The sequence below is a fragment of the Streptomyces sp. NBC_01232 genome (assembly GCF_035989885.1).
Lineage (GTDB): Bacteria > Actinomycetota > Actinomycetes > Streptomycetales > Streptomycetaceae > Streptomyces.
This window is the reverse complement of sequence record NZ_CP108518.1, coordinates 1,187,437-1,213,277: the sequence shown is the minus strand read 5'-3', so window position 1 is coordinate 1,213,277 and position 25,841 is coordinate 1,187,437. Positions and strand designations below refer to the sequence as shown.

The 25,841-nt window shown below is 72.6% G+C and carries 26 protein-coding genes; 14 read left to right on the top strand and 12 right to left on the bottom strand.

Annotated features, from left to right (window positions below):
• Window positions 1-32 precede the first annotated feature (32 nt).
• Window positions 33-728, top strand: coding sequence for an antibiotic biosynthesis monooxygenase family protein (locus OG444_RS05905; protein WP_327261117.1), 696 nt, complete (start codon window positions 33-35; stop codon window positions 726-728).
• Window positions 725-3,061 (top strand): methyltransferase domain-containing protein, encoded by a 2,337-nt coding sequence (locus OG444_RS05900; RefSeq protein ID WP_327261116.1) that lies wholly within the window; start codon window positions 725-727, stop codon window positions 3,059-3,061. Before OG444_RS05905 ends, OG444_RS05900 begins: the two co-directional genes overlap by 4 nt.
• Before the next feature lie 64 nt (window positions 3,062-3,125).
• Here OG444_RS05900 and OG444_RS05895 read toward each other — a convergent pair whose 3' ends face one another.
• The gene (locus OG444_RS05895; RefSeq protein WP_327261115.1) at window positions 3,126-4,217 is read right to left on the bottom strand and encodes a WD40/YVTN/BNR-like repeat-containing protein; all 1,092 of its coding nucleotides are present in this window, start codon (window positions 4,215-4,217) and stop codon (window positions 3,126-3,128) included.
• 223 nt (window positions 4,218-4,440) lie between these two features.
• Between OG444_RS05895 and OG444_RS05890 the strand changes: the two genes are divergently transcribed.
• From OG444_RS05890 to OG444_RS05880, 3 genes are all read left to right on the top strand, one after another.
• Entirely contained in the window at window positions 4,441-5,763 is a 1,323-nt protein-coding gene (locus tag OG444_RS05890; protein ID WP_327261114.1) for a wax ester/triacylglycerol synthase family O-acyltransferase, read from the top strand.
• A gap of 76 nt (window positions 5,764-5,839) precedes the next feature.
• A complete protein-coding gene (locus OG444_RS05885) occupies window positions 5,840-6,940 on the top strand; it encodes an NADH:flavin oxidoreductase/NADH oxidase (protein ID WP_327261113.1) in 1,101 nt (366 codons plus the stop codon).
• A 135-nt stretch (window positions 6,941-7,075) separates the two neighbouring features.
• The gene (locus OG444_RS05880) at window positions 7,076-7,420 is read left to right on the top strand and encodes an ArsR/SmtB family transcription factor (RefSeq protein ID WP_327261112.1); all 345 of its coding nucleotides are present in this window, start codon (window positions 7,076-7,078) and stop codon (window positions 7,418-7,420) included.
• A 39-nt stretch (window positions 7,421-7,459) separates the two neighbouring features.
• On the opposite strand, the gene OG444_RS05875 is transcribed toward OG444_RS05880, so the two are convergent.
• From OG444_RS05875 to OG444_RS05865, 3 genes are all read right to left on the bottom strand, one after another.
• The gene (locus OG444_RS05875; protein ID WP_327261111.1) at window positions 7,460-8,077 is read right to left on the bottom strand and encodes a prealbumin-like fold domain-containing protein; all 618 of its coding nucleotides are present in this window, start codon (window positions 8,075-8,077) and stop codon (window positions 7,460-7,462) included.
• Between the two features lie 188 nt (window positions 8,078-8,265).
• On the bottom strand, window positions 8,266-9,660 hold the full coding sequence (locus OG444_RS05870; RefSeq protein ID WP_327261110.1) for an FAD-dependent oxidoreductase: 1,395 nt from the start codon (window positions 9,658-9,660) through the stop codon (window positions 8,266-8,268).
• 52 nt (window positions 9,661-9,712) lie between these two features.
• The gene (locus tag OG444_RS05865; RefSeq protein ID WP_405787849.1) at window positions 9,713-10,417 is read right to left on the bottom strand and encodes a DUF305 domain-containing protein; all 705 of its coding nucleotides are present in this window, start codon (window positions 10,415-10,417) and stop codon (window positions 9,713-9,715) included.
• A 95-nt stretch (window positions 10,418-10,512) separates the two neighbouring features.
• On the opposite strand from OG444_RS05865, the gene OG444_RS05860 reads away from it, so the two are divergent.
• On the top strand, window positions 10,513-11,979 hold the full coding sequence (locus tag OG444_RS05860) for an LVIVD repeat-containing protein (protein ID WP_327261109.1): 1,467 nt from the start codon (window positions 10,513-10,515) through the stop codon (window positions 11,977-11,979).
• A 2-nt stretch (window positions 11,980-11,981) separates the two neighbouring features.
• Here the strand turns inward: OG444_RS05860 and OG444_RS05855 are convergent, their stop codons facing one another.
• The 4 genes from OG444_RS05855 to OG444_RS05840 all read right to left on the bottom strand — a co-directional run bounded on the left by OG444_RS05855 (window position 11,982) and on the right by OG444_RS05840 (window position 15,029).
• On the bottom strand, window positions 11,982-12,620 hold the full coding sequence (locus OG444_RS05855; protein ID WP_327261108.1) for a TetR/AcrR family transcriptional regulator: 639 nt from the start codon (window positions 12,618-12,620) through the stop codon (window positions 11,982-11,984).
• 102 nt (window positions 12,621-12,722) lie between these two features.
• On the bottom strand, window positions 12,723-13,367 hold the full coding sequence (locus tag OG444_RS05850) for a phosphatase PAP2 family protein (protein WP_327261107.1): 645 nt from the start codon (window positions 13,365-13,367) through the stop codon (window positions 12,723-12,725).
• A 57-nt stretch (window positions 13,368-13,424) separates the two neighbouring features.
• Window positions 13,425-14,363, bottom strand: coding sequence for a M56 family metallopeptidase (locus OG444_RS05845; RefSeq protein WP_327261106.1), 939 nt, complete (start codon window positions 14,361-14,363; stop codon window positions 13,425-13,427).
• 81 nt (window positions 14,364-14,444) lie between these two features.
• On the bottom strand, window positions 14,445-15,029 hold the full coding sequence (locus OG444_RS05840; protein ID WP_327261105.1) for a DUF5134 domain-containing protein: 585 nt from the start codon (window positions 15,027-15,029) through the stop codon (window positions 14,445-14,447).
• 131 nt (window positions 15,030-15,160) lie between these two features.
• On the opposite strand from OG444_RS05840, the gene OG444_RS05835 reads away from it, so the two are divergent.
• Window positions 15,161-15,700, top strand: a complete 540-nt coding sequence (locus OG444_RS05835) for a GNAT family N-acetyltransferase (RefSeq protein ID WP_327261104.1) — start codon at window positions 15,161-15,163, stop codon at window positions 15,698-15,700.
• Window positions 15,701-15,718: 18 nt separating this feature from the next.
• Here the strand turns inward: OG444_RS05835 and OG444_RS05830 are convergent, their stop codons facing one another.
• Window positions 15,719-16,411, bottom strand: a complete 693-nt coding sequence (locus tag OG444_RS05830; RefSeq protein ID WP_327261103.1) for a glycerophosphodiester phosphodiesterase — start codon at window positions 16,409-16,411, stop codon at window positions 15,719-15,721.
• A gap of 190 nt (window positions 16,412-16,601) precedes the next feature.
• On the bottom strand, window positions 16,602-17,228 hold the full coding sequence (locus OG444_RS05825) for a PadR family transcriptional regulator (RefSeq protein WP_327261102.1): 627 nt from the start codon (window positions 17,226-17,228) through the stop codon (window positions 16,602-16,604).
• A gap of 49 nt (window positions 17,229-17,277) precedes the next feature.
• On the opposite strand from OG444_RS05825, the gene OG444_RS05820 reads away from it, so the two are divergent.
• The 5 genes from OG444_RS05820 (at window position 17,278) to OG444_RS05800 (ending at window position 22,595) form a co-directional block, all read left to right on the top strand.
• Entirely contained in the window at window positions 17,278-18,399 is a 1,122-nt protein-coding gene (locus OG444_RS05820) for an LLM class flavin-dependent oxidoreductase (protein ID WP_327261101.1), read from the top strand.
• 235 nt (window positions 18,400-18,634) lie between these two features.
• Window positions 18,635-20,041, top strand: coding sequence for a DUF6421 family protein (locus tag OG444_RS05815; protein WP_327261100.1), 1,407 nt, complete (start codon window positions 18,635-18,637; stop codon window positions 20,039-20,041).
• 26 nt (window positions 20,042-20,067) lie between these two features.
• The gene (locus tag OG444_RS05810) at window positions 20,068-20,829 is read left to right on the top strand and encodes an SDR family NAD(P)-dependent oxidoreductase (protein WP_327261099.1); all 762 of its coding nucleotides are present in this window, start codon (window positions 20,068-20,070) and stop codon (window positions 20,827-20,829) included.
• Window positions 20,808-21,908 carry a threonine aldolase family protein gene (locus tag OG444_RS05805; RefSeq protein ID WP_405787839.1) on the top strand — a complete coding sequence of 367 codons (1,101 nt, stop codon included), beginning with the start codon at window positions 20,808-20,810 and terminating at the stop codon, window positions 21,906-21,908. Before OG444_RS05810 ends, OG444_RS05805 begins: the two co-directional genes overlap by 22 nt.
• Window positions 21,909-21,995: 87 nt before the next feature.
• The gene (locus OG444_RS05800; protein WP_327261097.1) at window positions 21,996-22,595 is read left to right on the top strand and encodes a transglutaminase-like domain-containing protein; all 600 of its coding nucleotides are present in this window, start codon (window positions 21,996-21,998) and stop codon (window positions 22,593-22,595) included.
• Here OG444_RS05800 and OG444_RS05795 read toward each other — a convergent pair.
• Window positions 22,531-23,775 carry an MFS transporter gene (locus OG444_RS05795; RefSeq protein ID WP_327261096.1) on the bottom strand — a complete coding sequence of 415 codons (1,245 nt, stop codon included), beginning with the start codon at window positions 23,773-23,775 and terminating at the stop codon, window positions 22,531-22,533. The genes OG444_RS05800 and OG444_RS05795 overlap by 65 nt on opposite strands.
• A gap of 79 nt (window positions 23,776-23,854) precedes the next feature.
• Here OG444_RS05795 and OG444_RS05790 point away from each other — a divergent pair, with 79 nt between their 5' ends.
• Together OG444_RS05790 and OG444_RS05785 are read left to right on the top strand one after the other, a co-directional pair.
• Complete coding sequence (locus OG444_RS05790; protein ID WP_327261095.1) at window positions 23,855-24,490, top strand: CGNR zinc finger domain-containing protein; 636 nt, start codon at window positions 23,855-23,857, stop codon at window positions 24,488-24,490.
• A gap of 65 nt (window positions 24,491-24,555) precedes the next feature.
• Window positions 24,556-24,939 (top strand): hypothetical protein, encoded by a 384-nt coding sequence (locus OG444_RS05785; RefSeq protein ID WP_327261094.1) that lies wholly within the window; start codon window positions 24,556-24,558, stop codon window positions 24,937-24,939.
• Between the two features lie 68 nt (window positions 24,940-25,007).
• Here OG444_RS05785 and OG444_RS05780 read toward each other — a convergent pair whose 3' ends face one another.
• Window positions 25,008-25,730: a lysophospholipid acyltransferase family protein gene (locus OG444_RS05780; protein WP_327261093.1), complete on the bottom strand. Its 723-nt coding sequence runs from the start codon at window positions 25,728-25,730 to the stop codon at window positions 25,008-25,010.
• Between the last annotated feature and the right edge of the window lie 111 nt (window positions 25,731-25,841).

Sequence of the window (25,841 nt, the reverse complement as noted above, 5' to 3'; positions counted from 1 at the left end):
CCGGCCCGAGCCAACCGGAGGAACCCGAAGACATGCCATTCATCACGCCGGACAACGGATCGCTCACGGTGTTCAACCTCTTCGACACCGCCACCCGCGAAGGCCAGAAGACCCTGCTCGACACGATGCAGGGGATCATCCAGGGTGCCAACTACCCGGGGTGGCGGTCCTCCACCCTGCACGGCGGCCTGGACCACCCCTGCGCCGCGAACTACATCCAGTGGCGCAGCCTGGACGACCTCCAGGAGCGTTACGAGGGCGAGAGCTTCAAGCACAACACGGTGCCCCACTTCACCGATCTGACCACGTCGGTCCACCTGCTCAAGACCGAGGTGGTGGCCACCCACCTGCACCCCTCCCTGGAGCACATCGAGATCTCGCCCGACCGTGACGACTTCACCGTCATCGTCATCATGGGCGTCGAGCCCGCGCACCAGGCCCGGCTCGTGGAGCTGTTCGCCAAGCCGGACGCGTGGACGCAGAGTGTGCCCGGCTACCGCTCCCACTCCATCCTGCGCGGCATCGACGGGGACTTCGTCGTCAACTACGCCCAATGGGACAGCCGTGAGACGTACGAGGCCTTCCACACGCTGCCGGAGGAGCAGCGCCCGGCGCACGCGCGGTCCATGCGCGCCGAGGCCGGGCAGCTGCTGACGTCGCGGTCGTCGAACACGTACGAGGTCGTGTACGCGCGCTCGGCCGCCGACGCGCCGGCGGGTGACCGGTGACGGCGACCGTGTCCGGCGGCTCCACCGCGGCTGCCCGCGCGGCGGCGGCCGGGCGCCCGGTGCCCGGCCGGGTCGTCGTCGGACCCGAGGACCTCCGCTACGACGAGCTGGTGCGGGGCGACAACTACCGGTTCGTCGGCCGGCCCGACCACATCGAGCTGGTCAGCTCCACCGAACAGGTCGCCGACGCCCTGGAACGGGCCCTCGCCGCGGGCAAACGGGTCGCCGTGCGCAGCGGCGGCCACTGCGGCGAGGCGTTCGTGGCCGACCCGGCGGTCGAGGTCGTGATCGACCTCTCGCTGATGGCGCAGGTCTACCACGACCCGGAGCTCGGCGCCGTCGCGATCGAGGCGGGCGCGACCGTCGGCCACGTCTACAAGACGCTCTACCGGAACTGGGGCGTGACCCTGCCCGCCGGTGTGTGCACCGCCGTCGGCGCGGGCGGGCACATCACCGGTGGCGGGTACGGTCCGCTGTCCCGGATGCACGGCCTCGTCGCCGACCACCTGTACGCGGTCGAGGTCGTGCACGTCGCCGCGTGCGGAACGGTGCGCACGGTGGTGGCCACCCGGGAGCCGGACGACCCCAACCGGGCGCTGTGGTGGGCGCACACCGGAGGCGGTGGCGGAAACTTCGGCATCGTGACGCGGTTCTGGATGCGCTCGCCGGGCGCCTCGGGGACGGACCCGGCTCAGCTGCTGCCCAAGCCGCCCGGCGCGCTGCTGATCGCGATGGTCAACTGGTCGTGGGAGCAGTGCGACCTGCCCGCCTTCACCCGGCTCATCGGCAATTTCATGGCCTGGCACGTGGAGCACAGCGGTGTCGGCTCGCCGTACGCCGGGCTCTTCGCGTCGCTCTGGGTCCGCCACCGCTCGGGCGGGGACCTCACGATGTACGTGCAGATGGACGCCACGGCGCCGGACGCCTCGGACCGGCTGGAGGAGTTCCTCGCGGCCGTCGACGAAGGGGTGGGGGCCCAGCCGTTCGTGTTCCGCACCCGGCTGCCGTGGCTCACCGGGGTGCGTTACATGGGCCAGGGCGACTCCGGCCCCGTGCTGGGGGCGCGGTCCAAGTCCAAGGCCGCGTACCTGCGCGACGTGCACACCGATGAGCAGATCGCCTCCCTCTACCGGTCGTTCACCAGCGAGGACTACTTCGGCCGCGAATCGCTGATGATGCTCAACGGCTACGGGGGCGCGATCAACGCCGTGGCGCCGGCGGACACCTCCTCGGCGCAGCGCGACTCGGTGATCAAGGCCGCCTACTCGGCGGCCTGGAGCGATCCGGCCGAGGACGACCTGCACATCGCCTGGGTGCGCGGGCTCTACGCGGGGCTGTACGCGGACACCGGCGGCGTGCCCGTTTCCGGCGCACGCACGGACGGGTCCTACATCAACTACCCGGACATCGACCTCGCGGACCCGGAGCAGAACACGTCCGGTGTGCCCTGGCACCAGCTCTACTACAAGGACAACTACGCGGCGCTGCAGGTGGTGAAGGCCACCTGGGACCCCCGCGACGTCTTCCACCACGACCTGTCCGTGCGGCTGCCGTCCTCCGGCCCCGCGCAGCCCGTCCGGTCCACGAACCGAGCAGGGGAGAGCCCCATGACGTTTTCCACCGACCACATTCCCGACCGGTACGACTTCGAGCGCATGTACGCCGGGGACGCGGATGCGCCGCCCGTCCAGCCCTGGGACATCGGCAGGCCCCAGCCGGCGCTGGTCGCCGTCCAGGAGGCCGGGCTGATCACCGGCGACGTCCTGGACGTCGGGTGCGGGCTCGGGGACAACGCCGCGTTCCTGGCGTCGAAGGGGCACCGGGTGACCGCCGTGGACGTGGCGGAGACGGCCGTGGAGGTGGCACGCCGACGGGCGGCGGCCCGGGGTGTGCAGGTCGAGTTCGTCATCGGGGACGCCACCCGGCTCTCGGGTCTCGCAGCACGCTTCGACACCGTCGTCGACAGTGCGTGCTTCCACGCGCTGGCCGAGGACGAGCGCCTTCGCTACCTCGAGGTGCTGCACGACGCGTGCCGGCCGGGGGCCAGGCTGCACATGTTCTGCTTCGCCGAGGAGCTCGAGGCGCCGTTCCCCGGACCTCACCGGCACAGCGCGCAGAGCCTGCGCGAGGTTGTCGGCGCCGTGTGGGACGTGGTGTCCGTCGAGGCCGCTGCCTACGCGAGCTCGCTGGCGGCCGAGGACGTCGTCGCCATGATCAAGGCGGAGTACCCGGACTCCCGCGTCGGGGAGGAGGGGATCGACGGCCTGGCGCTCGACGAGTTCGGCAACGCGACCATGCCGGTCTGGCACGTGACCGCCGAGCGCCGCGGCTGAGTCCGGTCCCGGGGCCCGCCGGCCGTCGGCGGGCCCCGGGACCCTCACCGACGGCCCGGGCCCCTCAGAGGTCCAGCGTGGCCGCCCGTACGCAGAGCACGTCCGGCAGGTGCTCGGCGAGCAGTTGCCAGCTCTCGCCGTCGTCGTGGCTCGCGTACACCTCGCCGTTGCGGTTGCCGAAGTAGATGCCCGCCGGGTCCGCGTCGTCCGTGCACAGCGCGTCCCGGAGCACCGTGCCGTAGTGGTCCCCGGCCGGGAGCCCGCGCGACAGCGGTTCCCACGTGGCGCCGGCGTCCCGGGTGCGGAAGACCCGGCACCGGTGCTCGGCCGGAACCCGGTCGGAGTCGGCGTTGAGCGGGAAGACGTAGGCGGTGTCCGGCCGGTGCGGGTGGGCCGCGACCGCGAAGCCGAAGTCGGAGGGCAGCCCGCCGCCGATGTCGGTCCACCGGCCCCCCGCGTCGTCGCTGCGGTAGACGCCCCAGTGGTTCTGCAGGTACAGCCGGTCCGTGTCCGTGGCGTCTTGGGCGATCTTGTGCACGCACTGGCCGAACTCGGGGTTCGGGTCCGGCAGGAACACCGCCGAGACGCCCTGGTTGGAGGGTGTCCAGCTGGCCCCGCCGTCCCTGGTCCGGAACACGCCGGCGGTGGAGACGGCCACGGTCACCGCGTCCGCGTCGCGGGGGTCGGTGATCACCGTGTGCAGGCCCTCTCCGCCTCCGCCCGGCACCCACTTCCCGCGGCTCGGGTGCTCCCACAGCGGGCGGACCAGTTCGAAGGACTCGCCCCGGTCGGAAGAGCGGAACAGAGCGGCCGGTTCCGTCCCCGCATACACCACGTCGGGGGCCTCGGGGCCGGCCGGCTGCAGCTGCCAGACCCGCTCCAGGGAGGCGCCGGTGTCCTGGGGGAACTTCACGGCGGGTGCGGCGGGCTCGCGCCAGGTCGCCCCGAGGTCGTCGGAGCTGAAGACGGACGGCCCCCAGTGCGTACTGTCCCCGCCCACCAGCAGCCGGGGCGTGGGGCCCCGCCGGTCGACGGCGACCGCGTAGACGGCCTGGGCGTTGAAATGAGGTTCCTCGAACACCCACGGTCCGTCGTCCCGGCGACGGCCGATGAAGAGTCCTTTGCGGGTTCCCACGAGCAGTACTGCGTCGGCCATGGCCGGCACCTCCGGACCTCGTCGTCCTTGGCGGGCGTTCCTTGCGGAGCATCTTTCCGCCAGTCTGTACCCAGCCAGTGACAGTGGCCCGGCGGACGGCGCGGAGCTGCTGATGGGCAGATCAATACCGATCATTTACCGCCCCGAAATGATTGCTGCTTGCATGCCGGTGCCCGGAATGGGTTGACTTCAGGTCACTGCCGCCGCACGAGACAGGACGTATGTGGCCACCGAGCACCTGTCCCCGCTCGACCTCGCCTTCTGGCGGATCGAATCCGCCGATCACCCCATGCACCTGGGTGCCCTCGCCGTCTTCCGCGCCGCCGCCCCCGGCGCCGCCGAGCGGGCCGCCGGCCTGCTCGCCGCCCGCTGCGCCGCCGTGCCGCGGCTGCGCCGCAGGATCCACGACGTACTGCTGCCCGTCGGCGCGGCCGCCTGGTCCCCGGACCCCGGCTTCGACCCGGCGCGCCACGTGTTCCTCGTCCGCACGGACGAGGCCGTCCCGCACGCCGCCGCCGGACCGCTGATGGCCCGGCCGCTGAACAGGGCGCTGCCGCCGTGGGAGGCGCACGTACTGGCCGGCCCCGATCCGCAGTCCTTCGCCGTGCTCTTCAAGTTCCACCACGCCCTCGCCGACGGCCTGGGCGCCCTCGCCCTCGCGGCCACCCTGTTCGACGAGGGGACCGCCCCGCGGCCGCCCGGCCGCCCGGTCCCCGAGCAGCGGGGCGGCTCCGTCCTGCGCCGCCTCCCCGGAGCCCTGGCGGCCCGGGTCCAGGACGTCGGCCAGGCCCTGGAGATCGGCGCCGCCATGGCCCGCTCCGGGCTGCCGCTCGGCGTGCCGGCGGCGCTCACCGCGGACTCCGCCCGCCCCGGCACCCGTGAGGTCGCCGGCCTCGCACTCGACCTGGACGAGGTCAACCTGGTCCGCAAGGGTGCCGGAGGCACCGTCAACGACGTGCTGATCGCCCTGGTCGCGGGCGGCCTGCGGCGCTGGCTGGCGGAGCGGGGCGACCCCGAGCCCTGGGGCGCGGGGCCGCGCGCCCTGATCCCCGTCTCCCGGCGACGCGGGCCCGGCATGTCCGGCGGCGCCGGGAACCGGCTCTCCGGCTATCTGCTCCGGCTGCCGCTCGCCGAGCCCGATCCGCTGCGGCGCCTGGACCACGTACGCGCCGCGATGGACCGCAACAAGGACGCCGGACCCGCCCGCGGCGCCGGAGCCGTGGCCCTGCTGGCCGACCACGTCCACCCGCTCGGCCACCGGCTCGGCGGGCCGCTCGTGGCCCAGGCGGCCCGGCTGCTCTTCGACATCCTGATCACCAGCGTCCCGCTGCCGAGCTTCACCTTCACCCTCGGCGGGAGCCCGGTCCGCGAGGTCTACCCCCTCGCCCCGCTGGCCCGCGGCCAGTCGCTGGCCGTCGCGGTCTCCACGTACAAGGGGACGGTGCACTACGGACTGGTCGCCGACGCGGCGGCCGTCCCGGATCTGGCGGCCCTGGCCGGGGCCCTGCGCGCGGAACTCGACAAGCTTGTACGAGAGGTCTCGTAGTACGAGAAAATTCGTAGTACGGTGTTCCTCGTACTTAGTCGATCCCCGGCATGCCCGGTCGTATCTGGAGAGCCTGATGAGTGCTGCACCCGCCGCCTTCGCCGCCCTGTTCGCGCCCTACACGCTCCGCTCCGTCACCATCCCGAACCGGGTGTGGATGGCCCCGATGTGCCAGTACAGCGCCGAGCCGGCCGGGCCGAACGCGGGTGTGGCGAACGACTGGCACTTCGCGCACTACACCGCCCGTGCCACCGGCGGCACCGGCCTGATCATCCAGGAGGCCACCGCCGTCTCCCCAGAGGGCCGGATCTCCCCCTACGACCTCGGCATCTGGAACGACACCCAGGTCGAGGCGCTGCGCCGGATCACCTCCTTCCTCAAGGCCGGTGGCACCGTCCCCGGCATCCAGATCGCGCACGCCGGCCGCAAGGCCTCCACCGACCGGACCTGGAAGGGCGGCCGGCCGGTCGGGCCCGAGGCGCACGGCTGGCAGCCGGCCGCCCCGAGCCCCGTGCCGTTCTCCGAGGGCTACCCGGTACCCCACGAACTGACGATCGAGGAGATCCGGGAGATCACCGGCCAGTTCGCGGCCGCCGCCGGGCGCGCGCTGGCCGCGGGCTACGAGGCCGTCGAGATCCACGGCGCCCACGGCTACCTCATCGGCGAGTTCCTCTCTCCGTACAGCAACCGGCGCACCGACGAGTACGGCGGTTCCTTCGAGAACCGCACCCGCTTCGCCCTCGAAGTCGTGGACGCCGTACGGGCGGTGTGGCCCGAGGAGCTCCCGCTCCTCTTCCGGATCTCCGCCACCGACTGGCTGGAGGAGGAGGGGTGGACCGCCGACGAGACGGTCCGGCTGTCGCAGCTGCTGGTGGCGCACGGGGTGGACCTGCTCGACGTCTCGACCGGAGGCCTCGCCCCGCACGCCCAGATCCCCGTCGGCCCCGGTTACCAAGTCCCCTTCGCCGCCCGGGTCAAGGCCGAGACCGCCCTTCCCGTGGCCGCCGTCGGCCTGATCACCGAACCGGAGCAGGCCGAGAAGATCCTGGCCAACGGCGAGGCCGACGCCGTCCTGCTGGGCCGGGAACTGCTGCGCGACCCGTACTGGGCCCGTCGCGCGGCGCGCGAGCTGGGCGCGGAGATCCGTACCCCCGACCAGTACCACCGCTCCTGGTGACGCTGGTCCGGCTCCGGCGGCCCGGCCCCGGAGCCGCAGCGCCGGTTTCCCGGCCCGCCCGCCTTCTTCGACGGTTCTCGTACCATGGGGCCGGCGGCATCCGGAACGCACCGACCGAGTGAGTGGAGCAGGGACATGACGGAACGGGACGCCTCCCGCACCCTGGCCCACCCCGAGGCGGGCGAGATCCGCCTGGAAGGCGTGCTGCACGCGCTCTCCGACCCGGTCCGGCTGTCCATCGTCCTGGACCTGGCCGGCTCGGCCGAGGAGCTGGCTTGCTCGCACTTCGACCTGCCGGTCACCAAGTCCACAACCACCCACCACTTCCGCGTCCTGCGCGAGAGCGGTGTCGTACGCCAGGCCTACCGGGGCACCACCAAGCTCAACGCCCTGCGCCGGGAGGAACTGCAGGCGCTCTTCCCCGGACTCCTCGACAGCGTCCTCGCGGCGGCCGCGGCCGAGACGGCCCGGCTCACGTGAGCACGACGGCGCCGGCGCGCTGTGCTCGCGGGTGGCCGGTCATGCGACCCCACCGGCGGTCACGGGCGTGACCGTGTTCTCGGCGGTCGCCGTCACGCCTTCGGCGATGTTCTCCTCCGTCAGTACCAGTGGGCCGAACACCGGGTTGAGGGGCAGGTCGTAGCCGGGCGGGGCCTGGGTCTCCTGCCAGTAGTAGACGCCGGTCGGCAGGGTGCGCGTGCACGTGCCGTCGGCCGCGGTGGTGCAGGTGTCGCCGATGGAGGTGTCCGGGTCGCTGCCGGTGGGCTGGAGTCCCGGGATGCCGTTGGCCTCCTCCCAGAGCTGGAAGACGGCGCCGGCCAGTGGGTCACCGGTCGTCGCGTCCTCCTTGATCACCGTGACGTCGCCGAGGGGCACACCGGGGCCCTCACAGCCGGGAGGCTCCGCATCGCAGCCGGGCGGGGGACACCACCCCTGCCCGTCGGCCCAGGTGTGCTCCGGGCAGCGGGCGGCGCCCCCGGCAGCCTGGCTCGTGACGCCCGGCAGGTTCCCGGCGGCCGGGCCCACCCCGGCCGCCGCGGCGTACGGGGGCGTCGACACCAGCAGCGCGGTCGCCACCATGCCGAGGACCCAGGGCCGCCAGCCGTCCGCAGACCGGAGGAATCCGTTCGCTGTCATGACACTCCATCCGCCTGCTGCTCCGGGCTTCGATCCAGCGACATGATCGGCCCGTGCGCACGCGGCTGCACGACGACACTCCCGCACGGGTCCATTCCGGCCGGATGACCACTCGGAAGCACTTCCGCGGCGGGCCACGGGAGTGTCCTGCCGATCAGGCCGAGGCCGCCATCGCCCGGCGAGAGGCCCTACGCCGAGTACGCCGGACCCGTCGACCCCGCCGGCCCCGTCGAGCCCGCCGCGCCCAAGAGGCCCGGCCAGTCAGGGATCTTGACGGAGCGTCGGCCCAGGGAGCGCCCCAGGTCGGCCTCGGCCGCCTCGATGGCCAGCCAGCCCGGCCACCGGACCGGTTGCAGACCCGCCGCCAGCAGGGCCTCCAGAGGGTCCCCGGGGAGGGAGCGGCGGGCCAGTGCACCCGCGTCCTGGAGCAGCGAGGACACGGTCTCCTTGGCGCAGGGCCGGTTCGTGCCGATCACCCCGGTCGGGCCGCGCTTGATCCAGCCGGCCACGTACTCGCCGAGCGAGGCGCGGCCCGCGCGCACCACCCGGCCCGCCGCGTGGGGGACCGTGCCCTTCGCGGCGTCGAAGGGGAGCCCGGCCAGCGGCACACCCCTGTACCCCACCGAGCGCAGCACCAACTGCGCCGCGATGTCCTCGTGGACGCCCGTCCCGGTCACCCCGCCGCTGCCGTCCGGGGCGGTGCGTTCGAAGCGCATCCCGCTCACCCGGCCGTCCGGCCCGCCCAGGATCTCCACCGGGCGCAGGTAGAACCGCAGCGCGATCCGCCGCGGCCCCCCGCCGGGATCCGCCCCGGCCCAGCCGCGCAGCACCTCCAGGTTCCGCCGCGCCACCGCCGGCAGGGCGGCGGCCGCCCCCGGGTCGGTGTACAGGGGGTCGAGGGCCAGTTCGGCCGGGTCGGCCCAGGCGTCCACACCGGGCAGCGTGCCCAGTTCCCGCAGCTCCTTGGTGGTGAACCTGGCCTGGGAGGGCCCGCGCCGGGCCACCATCGCCACCCTGCGCACCCCGCTCTCGGCGAGTGCGCCGAGCGCGGGCTGCGGCATGTCCGTCGGCGCGAGTTCCGCCGTGCCCCTGGCCAGGATCCGTGTCACGTCCACCGCGACGTTGCCGGCCCCGACCACGACCGCGCTGTCCACCCCGGGCAGGTCGAAGGCCTCTGCGGCGGCATCCGGGTGCCCGCTGTACCAGGACACGAAGGCCGTGGCGGAGTGCACCCCGGTCAGCTCCTCGCCGGGGATCCCCAGCATCCGGTCCCGGGCCGCGCCCACGCAGTACACCACCGCGTGGTACAGCTCCAGCAGCCGGTCCGTGGTCAGCCCCCTCGCGCCGACCTCGACGTTCCCGAGGAAGCGGATCCGCTCGTCCTCCAGCACGGTGCGCAGGCTGCCCTGGAGCGACTTGATCTTCTCGTGGTCCGGGGCGACCCCGTACCGGACGAGCCCGTACGGTGCGGGGAGCCGGTCCAGCACGTCCACCCGTACGCCGGGCACCTCGCGCTGCTGCACCAGCGTCTGGGCCGCGTAGACCCCGCTGGGGCCCGATCCGACGACGGCGATACGAAGCACGGCGGAGCTCCTCCCGCAGGTGGTCCCAGCATGACACCGGCGCCCTGCGGAGTCAGCCCATCGCGCGCATCCGGTGGATCTCGGCGCTCTGCGTGGCCACCACCTCGGTGGCCATTTCCTCGACCGCCACGTTGTTCCCGCCGGCCAGCGCCTCGCCGGCCATCTTCACGGCGCCCTCGTGGTGGGCGGTCATCAGCGTGAGGAAGAGCCGGTCGAAGTCGGCACCGCGGGCCCCGGTCAGTTCCCCCAGCTGCTGCTCCGTCGCCATGCCCGGCATCGCGCCGTGGTCGTGGCCCTGCCCGTGCCCGCCGGAGCCCGCGGTCGCGGCCGGAGCGGGGGCCGGGTGGCGCGCCAACCACTTCTCCATCGCGCCGATTTCGGGTTTCTGTGCCGCCGTGATCCGCTCCGCCAGCCTCTTGACGCCGTCCGCCGCGGCGCGCTCCGGGGCCAGCGCGCTCATCGTCAGCGCCTGCTTGTGGTGTTCGATCATGCGCGAGACGTAGGCGTGGTCGGCGGCGTTCGGGCTGTCGTCCGGTTTCGCCTTCTCGGCCTCTTCCGGGGTGAGGTGACGGGCCTTCTCGCCCGGTCTGCCCGGCGCGACGATCGAGGCCCGTCCGTCGTCGGCCCGGTCCGACCCGTCGTCCCCCTGGCAGCCGGAGAGTGTCAGCAGGAGGCCGGCGGCCGCCACCACCGCGGCGAACCGGACGGGCCGGGGCGGTGAGGCCCGGTGACCCTTGAGGTCTTTTGCCATGTCCATGAAAAGGAAGATACTGCCGGGGTCCCGGTTCCGTTCCCCTGCGGGCGGAACCCATCGGGCTTCCATGGGAGGGCACAGTGACCTCGCTACACACCATGCGGGTGCGAAACGGGAGGGTGGGGGTGGCCGTCGCCGCGGCCGGACTCCTCGCCACGCTCCTGGCCGCCGGACCGGCGGCCGCCACCCCCGACCCGGGCGACTTATCGCCCGGAGGCGGAAACCGGCAGAGCGCGGGCCTCGCCGAGGGCGGGGAGCTCGCCCCGGGCGACATCCCCGGCCAGGACGAGATCGTGCACAGCGCCAACATCAAGCCCCTGGCCAACATCCCCAGCAGCGACCCCAACGGGATCAACACCGACCTGGCCTTCCAGGGCCGGTACGCCTACGCGGGCAACTACAACGGCTTCACCATCTACGACATCGCCAACCCCAAGGCACCGAAGACCGTCACCCAGGTGCTCTGCCCCGGCGGCCAGAACGACATCTCCGTCCACGGCGACCTGCTCTTCCTCTCCACCGACTCCTCGCGCAGCGACGACTCCTGCAACAGCGTCTCGCAGCCCGCCACGGAGAAGTCCTCGTGGGAGGGCATCAAGATCTTCGACATCAAGGACAAGAAGAACCCCCGCTACATCAAGTCCGTCGAGACCGCCTGCGGTTCCCACACCCACACCCTGGTGCCCGGCAACCGCGACATCTACCTGTACGTCGCCTCGTACTCCCCGAACGACGCCTTCCCCGACTGCAAGCCGCCGCACGACGGCATCTCGGTCGTGAAGGTCCCGAAGAAGGCGCCGACGAAGGCCGCGGTCGTAGGGTTCCCGGTGCTCTTCCCCGACGGCGGCAACCCGGGCGCGCCCACCAACCCCGGCGTCTCCAAGACCACCGGCTGCCACGACATCACCGTGCTGCCGTCGAAGGACCTGGCCGCCGGAGCCTGCATGGGCGACGGAATCCTCTTCGACATCAGCAGGCCCGAGCAGCCGCGGGTCATCGACCGGGTCCAGGACAATGTCAACTTCGCGTTCTGGCACTCCGCCACCTTCAACGAGCGGGCGAACAAGGTGGTGTTCACCGACGAACTGGGCGGCGGTGGCGGCGCCACCTGCAACGCGGCCACCGGTCCCGACCGCGGCGCCGACGGGATCTACGACATCACCGGCCGCGGGGACCAGCGCAAGCTCGCCTTCCGCAGCTACTTCAAGATCCCGCGCCACCAGGCCGACACCGAGAACTGCGTGGCCCACAACGGCTCGCTGATCCCGGTCGGCGGCGGCCGCGACATCATGGTGCAGGCCTGGTACCAGGGCGGCGTCTCCGTATGGGAGTTCACCGACTCCGCCCGGCCCAGGGAGATCGCGTACTTCGAGCGCGGACCGCTGACGACGGACCAGCTGGGACTCGGCGGTTCCTGGTCGGCCTACTACTACAACGGGCACATCTACTCGAACGACATCGTCAAGGGCCTCGACGTGCTCCGGATCGACGACCGGCGCACCGACAGCGCCACATGGGTGCGCATGGACCGGCTCAACGTGCAGACCCAGCCCGAGTACCGCTGACCTCAGGGGTGCGAGAGCTGTGAGGGAGGTGTTCCGCCGGGCGGCCCGCCGTCCGGCGGAACACCGAGCTCCCAGTCCAGCCCGTAGCGCTGGAACAGCTCGGCCCGCAGCCGGGCCACCGGCATCGGGGCACCGGGCAGCAGGACCGCCACGACCGCGCCCATCAACAGGGCCCGCAGCAGCGGATAGTCGGTGTCCGGGTCCGCCGAGCCGTACCGGACGACGGTGTCCCGCAGCAGCTCCGCGAGCCGCTGCTGCTCGGGGCACTGGACGAAGCCCTCGGCCGTGAGGATGCCCGCCATGTGCGTGCGCATCAGCAGCGGTTCGTCCCGGGCGAGCCCCAGGACCGCGTCGACGGCACGCGCGAGCCGCTCGCGCCCGCAGTCGCTGCGGGGCTCCCGCTCCAGCGCGGCATACAGGGTGAGGTGCATCAGCCGGTGCACCGCCGACTGCAGCAACTGCCGTTTGCCCGGGAAGTAGTACGAGACCAGGCCGCGTGCGGCGCCCGCCCGGTCGGCGATGTCGCCGAGCGTCGTGGCCTCGTAGCCGTGCTCGGCCACGAGTTCGACCGTGGACTGCAGCAGCCGCTCCCGGGAACGTCTGCGCAATTCTTCATTGACCGATGCGCTGCGCGGGGACATGCTTACTCCTGCGTTGACTGGCTCCGGGCCAATATACTCAGCGCACGGGGTCGCCTGCTCTGGGTGACACGGGGGATCATCCAGGGCAGGCACGCCGTACCCTCACCGCTCCACCGGGTCGCTTCCGCCTCTGCGGACGGGCACGCACACCGCGAGGGCCAGCACGGCCACTCCCAGGAGCCAGCCCGCCAGCACGTCCGACGCCCAGTGCACCCCGAGGTACACCCGGGTGAAGCCGACCCCGAGCACCGATACCAGGGCCACCGCCCAGGCGGCCGGCGCCCATGCCGGGGCCGGGCGGGGGAGCAGCCACAGCAGCAGCCCGCACACCACCGTCGCCGTCATGGCGTGGCCCGACGGGTAGGCCGCGTACTGCGCCGAGTCCACCGGATCCGACCACACCGGACGCTCCCGCCCCACCAGCGCCTTCAGTCCCTGCTGCACCGCGGAGGCGGCCAGCGTCGCCAGGGCCACTCTCAGCGCCCTCACCCGCTCGCCCCGCCACCACAGCAGGACGCAGGCGGTGAACGCCAGGGCCCGCATGGTCCAGGGGTCCCACACCCAGTCGCTGAGCACCCGCATGAGATGCGTGAAGCCCGGATGGGTGAGCGCGTGGGCGTGCAGGTCCCGCGCGACCCGGACGTCGTACGCGAGCAGTGGCGGCCACCCCGCCACCACCAGCGCCGTCAGGACCGCCGCGAGCAGGGCGCAGCCGATGCCGGCCCACCGCAAGTGATCGTTCCGCATGGTGAGATCCTTGCACCGTCGCCCTCCTGGCGGCGTCGAGGAGCGCCGGGGCGCGCACTACGCGAGGGCGCTCAGCCCCGGTACGAAGGCCACCACCAGCGGGATCGCCGGGACCAGCGTGGCCAGTGCCGTCAGCCGCAGCCGGCGGCCCGGGGACAGCCGGGGCGCCGCCGACAGCAGCCTGCGCACCCGCTGCGGCACGTGCGCGTGCTCGGTCGAGGAGGTCCCGAAGACCCCGCGGTCCTCGTTGAGCCCGACCAGCGCGAGCGCGATCGTCAGCCGTCCGAACCGCCGCGAGGCCACGTCGTCGGCGGCCATCTCCACCAGCCGGTGCATCTCCGCCTCGAAGGCGGCGAAGACCGGCACCTGCGGGAAGCCCCGGGACAGTGCCCGCGAGCAGTGCAGCAGCCAGTCGTGCCGGGCCGCCGCGTGCCCCTGCTCGTGCGCCAGCACCGCGTCCAGCTGGCTGCCCTTCAGCCGGCCCAGCGCCGCCGTCGTGACCACCAGCTGCGGGGCCGCCCCCGGCAGCCACCAGGCGTCCGGCCGGGGACCCTCCAGTACGACGAGCCGCGCGCCCGCCGGGTCCTCCCCGGGCAGCAGGGGGGCCCGTACCAGCAGTTCGCTGCCCTGCGCACGCCGCCGGGCCCGCGCCCGCAGCACCTCACCGGTCAGCATCGCCGCGGTCCACAGCCCGCCGCCCGCCAGCGCGAGCGCGGTCACGGCGGCCCAGGGCCCGCCGGACGTGCCCAGCGCGTAGGCCTCGATCACCCCGTGCGGGGCGGCGGCGAAGAGCCGGCCCCGGACCGCCTGCCAGGCGGCCGCCGCGCTCAGCAGCATCGACAGCCCGAAGCACAGGAGCACCGCACCGACCACGCACTGCCACACCCACAGGGCGACGACCGGCTCGCGCTCGGGCCATCGGGCCCGGGCCAGCAGACGGGGGGCGAGCACCGCGGTCAGGGCGCCGAGCAACAGGAGGGCGGCGGGGACCATCATGGTCGCCAGCCTATGAGCGCGGGACTACCTGCGGGTACGCCCTCGGAACATTGGTGACGCAGGACACGTCCCCGGGCGCCGTCACATCGCGAGCAGCATGGCCAACATCCCCATTCCCATGGCGAGTCGGCAGGCGCCGATGAGTTCACCGGGTCCGCCGGGCCCCGCGGCCGCCCGGTGCCCGGTGCCCGCCCCGGGGGGCAGCGGTCCGCCCGCGGTGATCAGCCGGGTCCCGCCGAGCATCACGTAGCCGGCGTAGTAGAGGAGCAGCGCCCCGGTCAGCAGCGGCAGCCCGGCCCCCTGCTCGTGCCCCTGTCCCGGCTCGTGCCCCAGCCCGGGTCCGGACAAGGGGCCGGCCATCAGGGTCATGTAGACCATCGTCAGCGAGCCCACCAGGTGGTGCGCGTGGTGCACTCCGCCCCGCAGCATCCACAGGGCGTGCAGGGCCGCGCCGCAGAAGACCACAGCCAGCACGGGAAGCCGCCACCCGTCCTCGCGCCCGATCGGCACGGCCATCAGGGCCATCCCGAACCCCATCACCGCCTCCCCGGCGGCCCCGCCCGAACCGCCCGCCCTGCGCAGGCAGTAGGCGCCGCTGACCGCGCACAGCAGCACCAGCAGCCAGGAGGGGACGGAGCTCGCGAGGGACGTGGCGGAACCGTGCACGGCGGAACCTCCCGGTTCGTCGGCGTCACGGGGAGAGATGCCCCTCTCACGGCACCCTCACGCGGCTCCGGGATACGCTCTCACTGCCCTTCCCGGCATGTCATATGCCACCGCACCGAACGGAGCTGCCGATGTCGACCGCCCAGCCTGCCGCCCTGAGTTTCCGCAGCGCCGTGGAGACGGACGTACCGGAACTGGTGGTCCTCGTCGAGTCCGCCTACCGCGGGGAGGCGAGCCGGGCCGGCTGGACCACCGAGGCCGACTACCTGGACGGTCAGCGCACCGACCCGGACGGGGTCCGCGCCGTCATCGACGGCCCCGACGGGGTCCTGCTCGTCGTCGAGCGCGCGGGCGAACTCGTCGCCTGCTGCCAGCTCGAACACCGCGACGACCACGTCTACTTCGGGATGTTCGCCGTCCGCCCCGGGCTCCAGGGCGCGGGCCTCGGCAAGGAGATCCTGGCCGAGGCCGAGCGCCGCGCCCGCGAGACGTGGGGCGCCAAGGAGATGCGGATGACGGTGGTCAACGTACGGGAGGACCTCATCGCCTACTACGTGCGCCGCGGCTACCGGCGCACCGGCGACCTCAGCCCCTTCCCCTACGGTGACGAGCGTTTCGGCGTCCCGCTCCGCGACGACCTGGCCTTCGAACTGCTGGTCAAGTCGCTCTGAGGCGGAACCCGGCCCCCGTCAGGCGGTGAAGCGGCCCGTGCTGCGGATCTCCGGGAAGTCCGTGGCCGCGCCGTCCAGCCCGAGGGCCCGCGCGAGCCGCAGCCGGTCCAGGGTGTCGACCGCCCTGCCCGTCACGCGCAGGCCGGCCGCGTGCGCCGCCTCCACCGCCTCCAGGCTGAGCCGCTCGACGTCCACCGCGACGCTCGCGGCGCCGGCGGCCAGCGCCCGGTCCACGACGGAACCGGCTTCGCCGACGGGGGAGTCCGCGTACAGGGCGGTCCGTACGCCGGGCACCAGCCGGGCCGTCTCCGCGAGCACGTCCTCCCGGGTGGAGGCCACCTCGACCCGGGAGGTCAGATCGCGCCGCAGGATCAGCTCCGCGAGCACCGCGGCGGTGGCCCGGTCGGTGACGAAGGCCTGCAGCGGCACCCGGACGGCGTCCAGCACCTCCTCCAGGACCGGTACGCGCTCGCCCTGACCGGCGTCCAGCTCGCGCAGCTCGGCCAGGGTCAGATCGGCGACGGCCCCCGAGCCGTCGGTGGTCCGGTCCACCTCGGGGTCGTGCACGGCGACGAGGGCTCCGTCCTTGCTCAGACGCAGGTCCAGAGCGATGACGTCCATGCCGCAACGTTCCGCTCGGAGGTAGGACCGCAAGGTGTTCTCCGGTTCGACACCCATGACCCCGCGGTGACCGATGGTGAGGAAAGTCAAGGTTCTCTCGCTTCCGTCGACGGCGGCTCCCCGCGCGGCTGCGGTGTCCCTACCGGCCGCGCGCGATGAGGTCGCATGCTAGTGCGCCGCGGGTGCGAAGGGACCGGGCGTGCACGGCCCCGCGGGAGCGCCCCGGCCGCTTCCCGCCAGGGTTGTGCGCCCCGTCGGGGCCGGTGCCGCGCGTGGCGCGTCACCCGGGCGTGGGCGCGTCCCCACCGGCTTGACGACCCTGCTCCTGGGGGGCATCCGCAAGCCCGTGCAGGTCGGTGAGCAGGGCCTCGGCGAGGTCCAGTTCGGCCAGGTGCTGCCGCTCGCTCCAGCGCAGCGCCAGGGTCGGGAAGGTCCATTCCGGTACGCCGCTCGCGTGCTCCATGGCCTCCCGTACGGAGGCCAGTTCGCCCCGAGTGCGCTCCACGTGCTCCTCGACCATCGCGCGCAGCCGTTCCGGCTCCGCCAGATGGCCGAGCCAGATCCGCAGCAGCAGCCCGTGCTTGAGCACCGGGGGCCCGGCCTCGGTGGTGTCGGCGGCCCAGCCGGCCAGCGCCCCGCGCCCGGCGTCGGTGATCGCGTAGCGCCGCTTGGCCCGGGCCTCCTCGGGTCCGGAGCGCGCGGAGGCCGCGTAGCCGAGTTCCTCCAGACGGCGCAGCTCCGCGTAGATCTGGCTGATGGCCGGTGACCAGTAGAAGAAGCGCAGGGAGGAGTCCGCCCACTTCTTCAGCTCGTAGCCGGTCCGCTCGCCGGGGAAGGAGAGCAGGCCCAGGACGGCCCACGCGGTCGGCGGAAGCTCTTGCTTCTTCGGCTCATGACTATTAGTCATATTTCTTATTGAAGTGAGGCCGGGTACGCGACGCAACCCTGGAGGCACAGTGAAATTCTCCGTGATCTTCGAAGCTCAGCTTGCCGACCCGACGGCGGAGCGGGAGCACCAGGTCATCCGCGACTGCGTCGAGCAGGCCGTACTGGCCGAACGCATGGGATTCGACCGGATCTGGGCGGTCGAACACCACTCGCTGAAGTGGTACGCGCACATGAGCGCTCCCGAGGTCTTCCTGAGTTTCGTCGCCGCCAGGACGAGCACGATACGCATCGGGCACGGCGTCGTGTGCATGCCCTTCAACTTCAACCATCCGGTGCGGGTCGCCGAACGGGCGGCCATGCTCGACCTGCTCTCGGGAGGGCGCCTGGACCTCGGGGCCGGACGCGGGGGCACCGAGCAGGAGACCTCGCTGTGCGGGGTGGACCGGGAGCGCACCACGGCCGAGGTCGAGGAGGCCCTGCGGATCATCGGCAGGGCCTGGCAGGAGGAGGAGCTGGAGTACCACGGCGAGCTGATCGACATCGACCCGCACCCGATCCTGCCGCGACCGCGGCAGACCCCTCATCCGCCGCTGTTCCTGGCGTGCAGCCGGGGCGAGACCCTGGTCCAGGCGGCCGAGCTGGGGATCGGGGCGCTGGTGATGGGCTTCGCCGGTCCCGGGTCCATCGCGGACATGCGCTCCGTCTACGACGCGGCGATCGCCGGGCGCGACGGCAGCCGCTTCGTGTCCACCGTGGTCAACGACCACTTCTCCGTGCTGTGCCCGACCATCGTGCTCGACGACCGGGAGGAGGCGCGCCGGATCGGCACCCGGGGCCAGCGGTTCTTCGCCCAGTCCATCGGCCACTGGTACGGCGGGGCCGGCATCCCGGACGAGGCCGTGGTCGCGGGAGCCGACGAGGCTGCGGAGATGCGCCGGGCCGCCGAGCAGGTGGTGGCCCGGCTGCACGAGCTGGACATCCCGGTGCGGCCGACCTCGACGGCCACCTTCAACGCCGACCACGCCTACGGGACCGCCGACGACGCCATCGCCTACGTGGAGCGACTTCGGGAGGCCGGCGCCGACGAGGTCATGTGTCTGATCCAGATGGGCACGGTGGAGCAGGAGGCCTGCCTGGAGACCTTGCGGCAGTGGGGCGAAAAGGTCATTCCACACTTCCGGGGCGTGTGATGTGCGCCTCCACCGTCTCCCGGGATCCGCCCGCCCCGGCCGGGCCGGGATCCGGCCACGAGCCGGGGAAGCCTTGGCGCAATTGGGCGGAGTGATCGGTTCCGCGGCCACGAACGGGAAGACTTCCGGCGAAAGAGGGGGTGACGCAGGATAATTTCCCGAGTTCCCTCTTGAGCGGAAGAGCCTCGCACGCATACGCTGCCCATACGTGAGGTTCTCCTGTGGAGGAAGTGACATGACGGAAACTCTTGTGCCCGGTACCGACGGCGCCGTGATAACCGCCGGAGCGCGGGTGGTCGACCACCCCGCGTGGGCCGAGCTCAAGGCCGCCGTGGAGGAGATCCGGCCCTGGCAGGCCAAGGACGGCTCCATCGACTTCGAGGTCGAGGGTGCGCACGGCCGCGCCACCGTCCTGGCCGCCGTGGAGCGCGTGATCACGGCCGTCGAGACGCTGTCGCCGCTGCTCCCGCACGGAGCCGCGTACCACCGCGCCCTCGTCGCCGACCTGCGCAAGTGGGCCGCGGACGACTTCAAGGTGCCGGACTTCCTCGACTCCCTGCTGGCCTTCCACCCGGCCGCCGAGCGCGCCGACGGGCTCCAGCACCTCGTCGTCTTCCCCATGTACACCCAGAACGGCAACCTGGACCGCAACCTGGAAGCCGTCGTGCTCAAGATGGTGTGGCCCGAGTGGCTCGCCGAGCTGGAGCGCACCCGGTACGACAACCCGCTCTTCCTCGGCATCACCTTCGAGGACTTCACCCCGGGCTACGACACCCACTCCGCGGTGCTCTTCCCGGAGACCATCGCCGTGCGCGAGGCACCCGAGCGCTTCACCTGGGGCGGCATCTTCTGCGACCGCGAGGCCGCCCGCTACCGCAAGGTGACCGAGGCCGCTGTCGACATCCTGGGCATCGACCTGCCCGAGGACATCGCCCGCATGGTCGAGGACCAGGAGCGCTGCGAGAAGGCCTTCGTCCTGTGGGACATGGTCCACGACCGCACCCACAGCCACGGCGACCTGCCGTTCGACCCCTTCATGATCAAGCAGCGCCAGCCGTTCTGGATGTACGGCCTGGAGGAGCTGCGCTGCGACCTCACCGCCTTCAAGGAGGCCGTGAAGCTGGAGTCCGAGGGCAACGAGCACGGCCGCGACGTGCAGTACGCCGTCCTCTTCGACCGGATGTTCCGCTTCCCGGTCTCCGGCGACCGCAACCGCAACTACGACGGCCTCGGCGGCCAGCTGCTCTTCGCCTACCTCCACAAGCACGACGTCGTGCGCTGGACGGACAACAAGCTGAAGATCGACTGGATGCGTGCCCCGCAGGTCACCAACCAGCTGTGCGCCGAGATCGAGGACCTGTACCGGGCCGGCATCGACCGCCCGAAGCTCGTGCACTGGTTCAAGGCGTACGAGCTGGTTTCCACCTACCTCGCCCCGCACCCGGGTTCCAAGTGGGCCAAGGGCGCCGACGCCCTGGACCTGACGCAGCCGCCGCGCAAGCTCGTGGACGACGTGCTTCCGGACGAGTTTCCGCTCAGCATGTTCTTTGAGGCGCTCGCCAAGAAGCTCAAGGGCACGATCGCAGCGACCAAGGGCATCACCGCCCTGAACGCGGAGCAGGCCGAGCGAGTCGCCGCGTGAGCACTCGCCCACAGGAGGCTGCACAGATGAACGGCTCCGGGAACGGCAACGGAAAGCTGCACGGAGCGGTGGTGGCGGTGGCCGGGGCCGGCGGGCCCGCCGGTCGCGCCACCCTGCTCCGCCTCGCCGAGGCGGGTGCGGTGGTCATCGCGTCCGACGCCGATCCGGCGCGGCTCGCGGAGGCCGTGGACGCGGCGCGCTACGCCCACGGTGGCGCCACCATCACCGGTGACACCGTGGACCTGCTCGACCTGGACGCCACCAAGGCCTGGGCCGAGCAGACCGAGAAGGAATTCGGCCGGATCGACGGCCTGGTCCACCTCGTCGGCGGCTGGCGCGGCAGCAAGACCTTCACCGACAGCGACCTCGCGGACTGGACCTTCCTGGAGAAGCTCCTCATCCGCACGGTCCAGCACACCTCGCTGGCCTTCCACGACGGGCTGCTGCGCAGTGACCGCGGCCGATACGTACTGATCAGCCAGTCCGGGGCGCACAAGCCGGTCGCCAACAACGCCGCGTACAACGCTGGCAAGGCGGCCGCCGAGGCGTGGACCCTGGCGATGGCGGACTCCTTCCGCAAGGCGGGGGGTGACGAGGGCCCCGCGGCGGCAGCTGCGATCCTGGTCATCAAGGCACTGGTGCACGACGCGATGCGCGCCGAGCGTCCCAATGCGAAGTTCGCGGGCTTCACCGACGTGACGGAGCTGGCCGAGGCCATCGCCGGCGTCTGGGAGCGGCCCGCAATCGATGTGAACGGACAGCGTCTGTGGCTCACTCCGCAACCGTGAGAACCGGAACCGAGGCCGGGAGGACCGACGCCCGGCGCCACCACGACCCGGCGGTGCGAGGTTTCGCGAGCGACAACTACGCGGGAGTGCACCCGGAGGTCCTGGCGGCCATCGCGCTCGCCAACGGCGGCCACCAGGTCGCCTACGGCGAGGACGACTACACCGAGCACCTGCAGAAGGTCATCCGCAGCCACTTCGGCCCCTATGCGGAAGCCTTCCCGGTCTTCAACGGCACCGGCGCGAACGTCACCGCCCTCCAGGCGATGACGGACCGCTGGGGCGCGGTGATCTGCGCCAAGAGCGCCCACATCAACGTGGACGAGGGCGGCGCACCGGAGCGGATGGCGGGCCTCAAGCTGCTCGCGGTCCCGACCCCGGACGGCAAGCTCACCCCCGAGCTGATCGACCAGGAGGCCTGGGGCTTCGAGGACGAGCACCGGGCGATGCCGCAGGTCGTGTCGATCACCCAGAACACCGAGCTGGGCACGGTCTACACCCCGGACGAGATCCGGGCGATCTGCGAGCACGCCCACGGGCTCGGCATGAAGGTGCACCTCGACGGCGCCCGCATAGCCAATGCCGCGGCCTCGCTCGACGTGCCGATGCGCGCCTTCACGAACGCGGTCGGCGTGGACGTGCTGTCGTACGGCGGCACGAAGAACGGCATGATGTTCGGCGAAGCCGTGGTGGTGCTCAACCCGGACGCGGTCCGGCAGATGAAGCACATCCGCAAGATGTCGATGCAGCTCGCGTCCAAGATGCGGTTCGTGTCGGTGCAGCTGGAGGCCCTGCTCGCCAAGGACCTGTGGCTGCGCAACGCCCGCCAGGCCAACGCGATGGCGCAGCGGCTCGCCGCCGGCGTGCGCGAGACGGACGGCGTGGAGATCCTCTACCCGGTGCAGGCGAACGCGGTGTTCGCGCGACTGCCGCACGAGGTCTCGCGGCGACTGCAGAAGCGTTTCCGCTTCTACTTCTGGGACGAGGCCGCGGGCGACGTCCGCTGGATGTGCGGCTATGACACCCAGGAAGAGGACGTGGACGCCTTCCTCCAGGCACTGAAGGAAGAGCTGGCCCGCTAGGCGGCCAGCACGGCACAGATCTGCATAGCTATACCCCCGACCGGAAATCTATGGATTTCCGGTCGGGGGTTTGCCTATGCTCCGGCCATGCAGCTGACCCAGCAGAACCCTGACATCCACGCCTACTTGGCGTCCGACGAGGCGATCGACCACTGGCATCCGGGCGTACAGGACACCGCCGACGCCCTCTGGTCCACCACCGGAGACGCATACTCATACGCCAAGGCCGCCTTCGGGTTCGTCCGCGACACCATCTCGCACTCCGCCGATTCCGGCGACCCGCGCGTCACCTGGCGGGCGTCCGACGTCCTCGCGACGCGCAACGGCATCTGCCACGCCAAGTCCCACGCCCTCGTCGCCCTGCTGCGCGCCCAGGGCATCCCCGGGGCGCTGTGCTACCAGCGCCTCACCGAGGACGACGGGACCGAGCCCCTCGTGCACGGGTTGATCGCCCTGCGGCTGCCCGGCAGTGCGCGCTGGTCCCGCCTCGACCCGCGCGGCAACAAGCCCGGTGTGGACGCCCGGTTCGACCTCGACCACGAGCGGCTGGCCTTCCCCGTACGCCCGGAACTCGGCGAGATCGACTACCCGGAGCTCCACGCCCGCCCGCACCCGGCCGTGCTCAAGGCCCTTCGGGAGTCCGTCGACCGGCCGCAGTTGTGGCGGCTCCTTCCGACGGCCCTGTAGGCCCGGTGCGGGCGGGCCGCCCGGACCCCCGGGCCACCGTCAGGACGTGCAGCAGCGCCGCCGCGAGCAGCAGTCCGGCGATCCCGGTCAGCAACGCCGCCGCGGGCGCGTCGGCCGTGAACCCCACCAGGGCCGCCCCGGCCGACGCGGCCGTCAGCTTCAGCCCCGCGCCCAGGGTGAACACCTGCGTCCGCACACCGTCCGGCGCGTACTGCGCGCGGATCCGCAGCGTGGCCGTCAGCAGCGGCCCGTCGCATATCCCGGCCAGCGCGAACAGCACCGCCGTCACGGCCAGGGAGGGGGCGAGGACGGCCCCCGCGAGGGCCACCCCGGTCCCGGCCAGCGCCCACCGCACCAGCCGGTCCGGCGCCACGGACGTGACCCGGCCCAGCGTGAGCGAGCCGCCCAGCGCGCCCACCGCGAAGGCCGTCATCAGCACGCCCCCACCGCCCGGACTGCCGAGTTCGGTCGCAAGCAGCACCGAGACGGTGGTGAGCGAGCCGATGCCGACGAAGGCCAGGGTCGTGGCCGAGGTGACGGCCCGCAGTTCGCGGACCCGCCACAGGGCCGCGAGCCCCGCACCCAGGCCGGCCCGGGGCGCGTCGGGAGCCGGGCCCGCGCCCTGGCCCCCGTACGGGAGGGTTGCCGCCAGCACCGCCGCCAGGGCTCCGGACGCCGCCAGTACGGCCATGGCGGGCCCGGCCGAGCCCAGCGCCGTGACCAGGCCGACCGCCGCGGGCGCGGTGACGGCGGCGGCGTTGTAGGTCGCGGCGTCCCAGCCGTACGCCCGGTCACGCCCGGGCCCCGCCGCGACGAGGCCGGTGACCAGACTGGACAGTCCGCCGGTCACCATGGGCCCGCAGGAGCCGCCGAGCACCGCCACGGCCAGCACCAGCGGGACGGGGGCCCGGCCGAGCAGGGCGGTCAGCGCAGCCACCGCCGCCGCGAACCCGGCCAGGGCGCCGACGTGGAACAGCCGCGGCCGGCGGCTGCGGGCCGCCGCGGCGCCCGCGAGCGGAGCCGCCAGGACGTGCGGGGCCAGCCAGGCCGTCAGTACGAACGCCCCGTGCGCGGCGCTCCCGGTGCGCTCCAACGCGAGCAGCACCACGGCCATGCCCATGCCCTCCGAGGCGATGCGTGCGGCCAGCGCCGCGGCCAGGTACCGCCCGAATCCGCCCATGCGACCCTCCCCGACGGATGTAACGTCATAGACGCCCAAGACGTTACGGGATGCGGGTGTACGGCGAAAGGACATGAGGATGGGGGATCCCCGGGGCGGCTTCTCGGCGGCCCGGCGGCTGGTCGACGTGGCCGAGGCGGTCCGCGCGACCCCGGACCTGCCGCGCGCCGCGCTCGCGGAACTGCTCGCCGGGCACGGGGAGCGCCCCGCCGACCTGACCGAGGAGGCGTTTCCCGAGACGGCCGCCGCCGAACTGCGCTCCGCGGCACGGCAGATGGCGGCGGTGCTCGGGGAGGGCGACGAGGACCGCGCCGCCGAGGCCCTGAACGCGCTGTTCGAGGAGTGCGGCACCCGGCCCCGGCTCACCCGGCACGACGGTCACCCCTGGCACCTGCACGTCGACCGGGGCGGGGAGGCCGGCTGGGGCGACTGGTTCCTGGCCTCGGGCGCCCTCGCGCTGGCCCAACTGCTCACCGAGTACGGGCGGATCGCCTGGGGGGCCTGCGCCGCCTCGGGCTGCGGGCGGTTCTTCCTCGCCACCGGGCCCGGGAGCGCGCGCCGTTACTGCACCGGCAGCTGCGCCACGCGGGCCCGGGTCGCCGCGCACCGCCGCCGGAAACGGGAGCAGGAACGAGGGAGCCCCCGACCCGCGCCGACAACCCGGACTGAGTCCGGGGCCCTTCGATCCGTCAAGCCCCGAGATGCAGGGGCATGACGCGCCGGGGGCCGGCGAGGCGTACTGGAGGGGTCGTCCCATTCCCCGTCAAGAGGAGAACCACCATGACCCGCCCCTTTCGGATCCGCCGCCTCGCCCTGCTCACCGCCTCGACCGCCGTCGTCGCGGGCGGCGTGCTGGTGCCCACGACCGCCTTCGCCGCCACCCCGGCGACGCCGCACGCGGTCGCGCAGGACAGCGCCGACGACGGCAACAGGTCCAACCTGATGTGGATCGGCCCGCCCGGCAGCGGAAGCCTCTTCGACCGCTCCCCGGGATCGGGCGTGCCCGACAGCGAGCCGCCGGCCGAAGAGGCGCCCCCCGGCGACTTCGCCAACATTCCCGGCGAGTCGGACAGCCCCTTCTTCACCCGCCCCGGGCACCCGCACTGGAAGCCGCAGTGGCAGTGCTTCGCCGCCCCGTGCGAGCCGCCCAGCGTGTGGCGCTGATCGCGCCGCGACGTCGGCCGCCGGAACCCTCTCCGGGTTCCGGCGGCCGACGTCGTGAGCGGAGCCGATCAGCCTGCCTCGCGGACCTCGGCCGCCGTCGGCGCGGTGCCGCCCATGTGGGCCGGAAGCCACCACGAGTCGTCCGCGCCCTTCGGCTTGTCCGGGTAGGCGCGCTGCGCGGAGTCCAGCAGCTCCTGCACGCGCTCGCGCAGCCGGCGGGTGATGGCGCCGGCGTACTGGTCGGCCGGAGCCTCGACGGGCTCGCCCACGCGCATCGTCACCGGGATGTGGCTGCGCTTGAGGTTCTTCGGACGGCCCTTGGTCCACAGCCGCTGGGTGCCCCACAGTGCCACCGGGATCAGCGGGACCCCGGCCTCCTGCGCCATGCGCGCAGCCCCCGACTTGAAGCTCTTGAGCGTGAAGGACTGGGAGATCGTCGCCTCCGGGAAGACGCCGATGATCTCGCCGGCCCGCAGGGAGTCCAGGGCGTGCTGGTAGGCGGCCTCACCCTGCTTGCGGTCGACGGGGATGTGCTTCATCGCACGCATCAGCGGACCGGACACCTTGTGCCGGAACACCGACTCCTTGGCCATGAAGCGGACCAGGCGCTTCTGCGGCCGCGCCGTCAGCCCGGCGAAGATGAAGTCGAGGTATCCGATGTGGTTCGACACCAGGACCGCACCGCCCTTGCGGGGGATGTTCTCGGTGCCCTTCATGTCGATACGGATGTCCAGCGCGCGGAAGAGTCCGTGCGCGGCACCGATCACGGGAGGGTAGACGAGCTCAGCCATGGTGGGGAGACCCCGCTTTCTGCCTGGGGAGGTGCTCCCGGCCGGAAGTTACGGAAGCGTAGGTACGCGACCATGGGGATCGTGCCCCATACGCGGCCTGCTGGCCAGTCC

Coding starts and splice junctions, on each gene's coding strand:
- OG444_RS05815 (WP_327261100.1), top strand. CDS start 18,635: ATGACGGAAACTCTTGTGCCCGGTACCGACGGCGCCGTGATAACCGCC.
- OG444_RS05905 (WP_327261117.1), top strand. CDS start 33: ATGCCATTCATCACGCCGGACAACGGATCGCTCACGGTGTTCAACCTC.
- OG444_RS05790 (WP_327261095.1), top strand. CDS start 23,855: ATGGGGGATCCCCGGGGCGGCTTCTCGGCGGCCCGGCGGCTGGTCGAC.
- OG444_RS05855 (WP_327261108.1), bottom strand. CDS start 12,620: ATGTCCCCGCGCAGCGCATCGGTCAATGAAGAATTGCGCAGACGTTCC.
- OG444_RS05875 (WP_327261111.1), bottom strand. CDS start 8,077: ATGACAGCGAACGGATTCCTCCGGTCTGCGGACGGCTGGCGGCCCTGG.
- OG444_RS05850 (WP_327261107.1), bottom strand. CDS start 13,367: ATGCGGAACGATCACTTGCGGTGGGCCGGCATCGGCTGCGCCCTGCTC.
- OG444_RS05880 (WP_327261112.1), top strand. CDS start 7,076: ATGACGGAACGGGACGCCTCCCGCACCCTGGCCCACCCCGAGGCGGGC.
- OG444_RS05860 (WP_327261109.1), top strand. CDS start 10,513: ATGCGGGTGCGAAACGGGAGGGTGGGGGTGGCCGTCGCCGCGGCCGGA.
- OG444_RS05835 (WP_327261104.1), top strand. CDS start 15,161: ATGTCGACCGCCCAGCCTGCCGCCCTGAGTTTCCGCAGCGCCGTGGAG.
- OG444_RS05785 (WP_327261094.1), top strand. CDS start 24,556: ATGACCCGCCCCTTTCGGATCCGCCGCCTCGCCCTGCTCACCGCCTCG.
- OG444_RS05825 (WP_327261102.1), bottom strand. CDS start 17,228: ATGACTAATAGTCATGAGCCGAAGAAGCAAGAGCTTCCGCCGACCGCG.
- OG444_RS05885 (WP_327261113.1), top strand. CDS start 5,840: ATGAGTGCTGCACCCGCCGCCTTCGCCGCCCTGTTCGCGCCCTACACG.
- OG444_RS05780 (WP_327261093.1), bottom strand. CDS start 25,730: ATGGCTGAGCTCGTCTACCCTCCCGTGATCGGTGCCGCGCACGGACTC.
- OG444_RS05795 (WP_327261096.1), bottom strand. CDS start 23,775: ATGGGCGGATTCGGGCGGTACCTGGCCGCGGCGCTGGCCGCACGCATC.
- OG444_RS05865 (WP_405787849.1), bottom strand. CDS start 10,417: ATGGACATGGCAAAAGACCTCAAGGGTCACCGGGCCTCACCGCCCCGG.
- OG444_RS05895 (WP_327261115.1), bottom strand. CDS start 4,217: ATGGCCGACGCAGTACTGCTCGTGGGAACCCGCAAAGGACTCTTCATC.
- OG444_RS05800 (WP_327261097.1), top strand. CDS start 21,996: ATGCAGCTGACCCAGCAGAACCCTGACATCCACGCCTACTTGGCGTCC.
- OG444_RS05810 (WP_327261099.1), top strand. CDS start 20,068: ATGAACGGCTCCGGGAACGGCAACGGAAAGCTGCACGGAGCGGTGGTG.
- OG444_RS05845 (WP_327261106.1), bottom strand. CDS start 14,363: ATGATGGTCCCCGCCGCCCTCCTGTTGCTCGGCGCCCTGACCGCGGTG.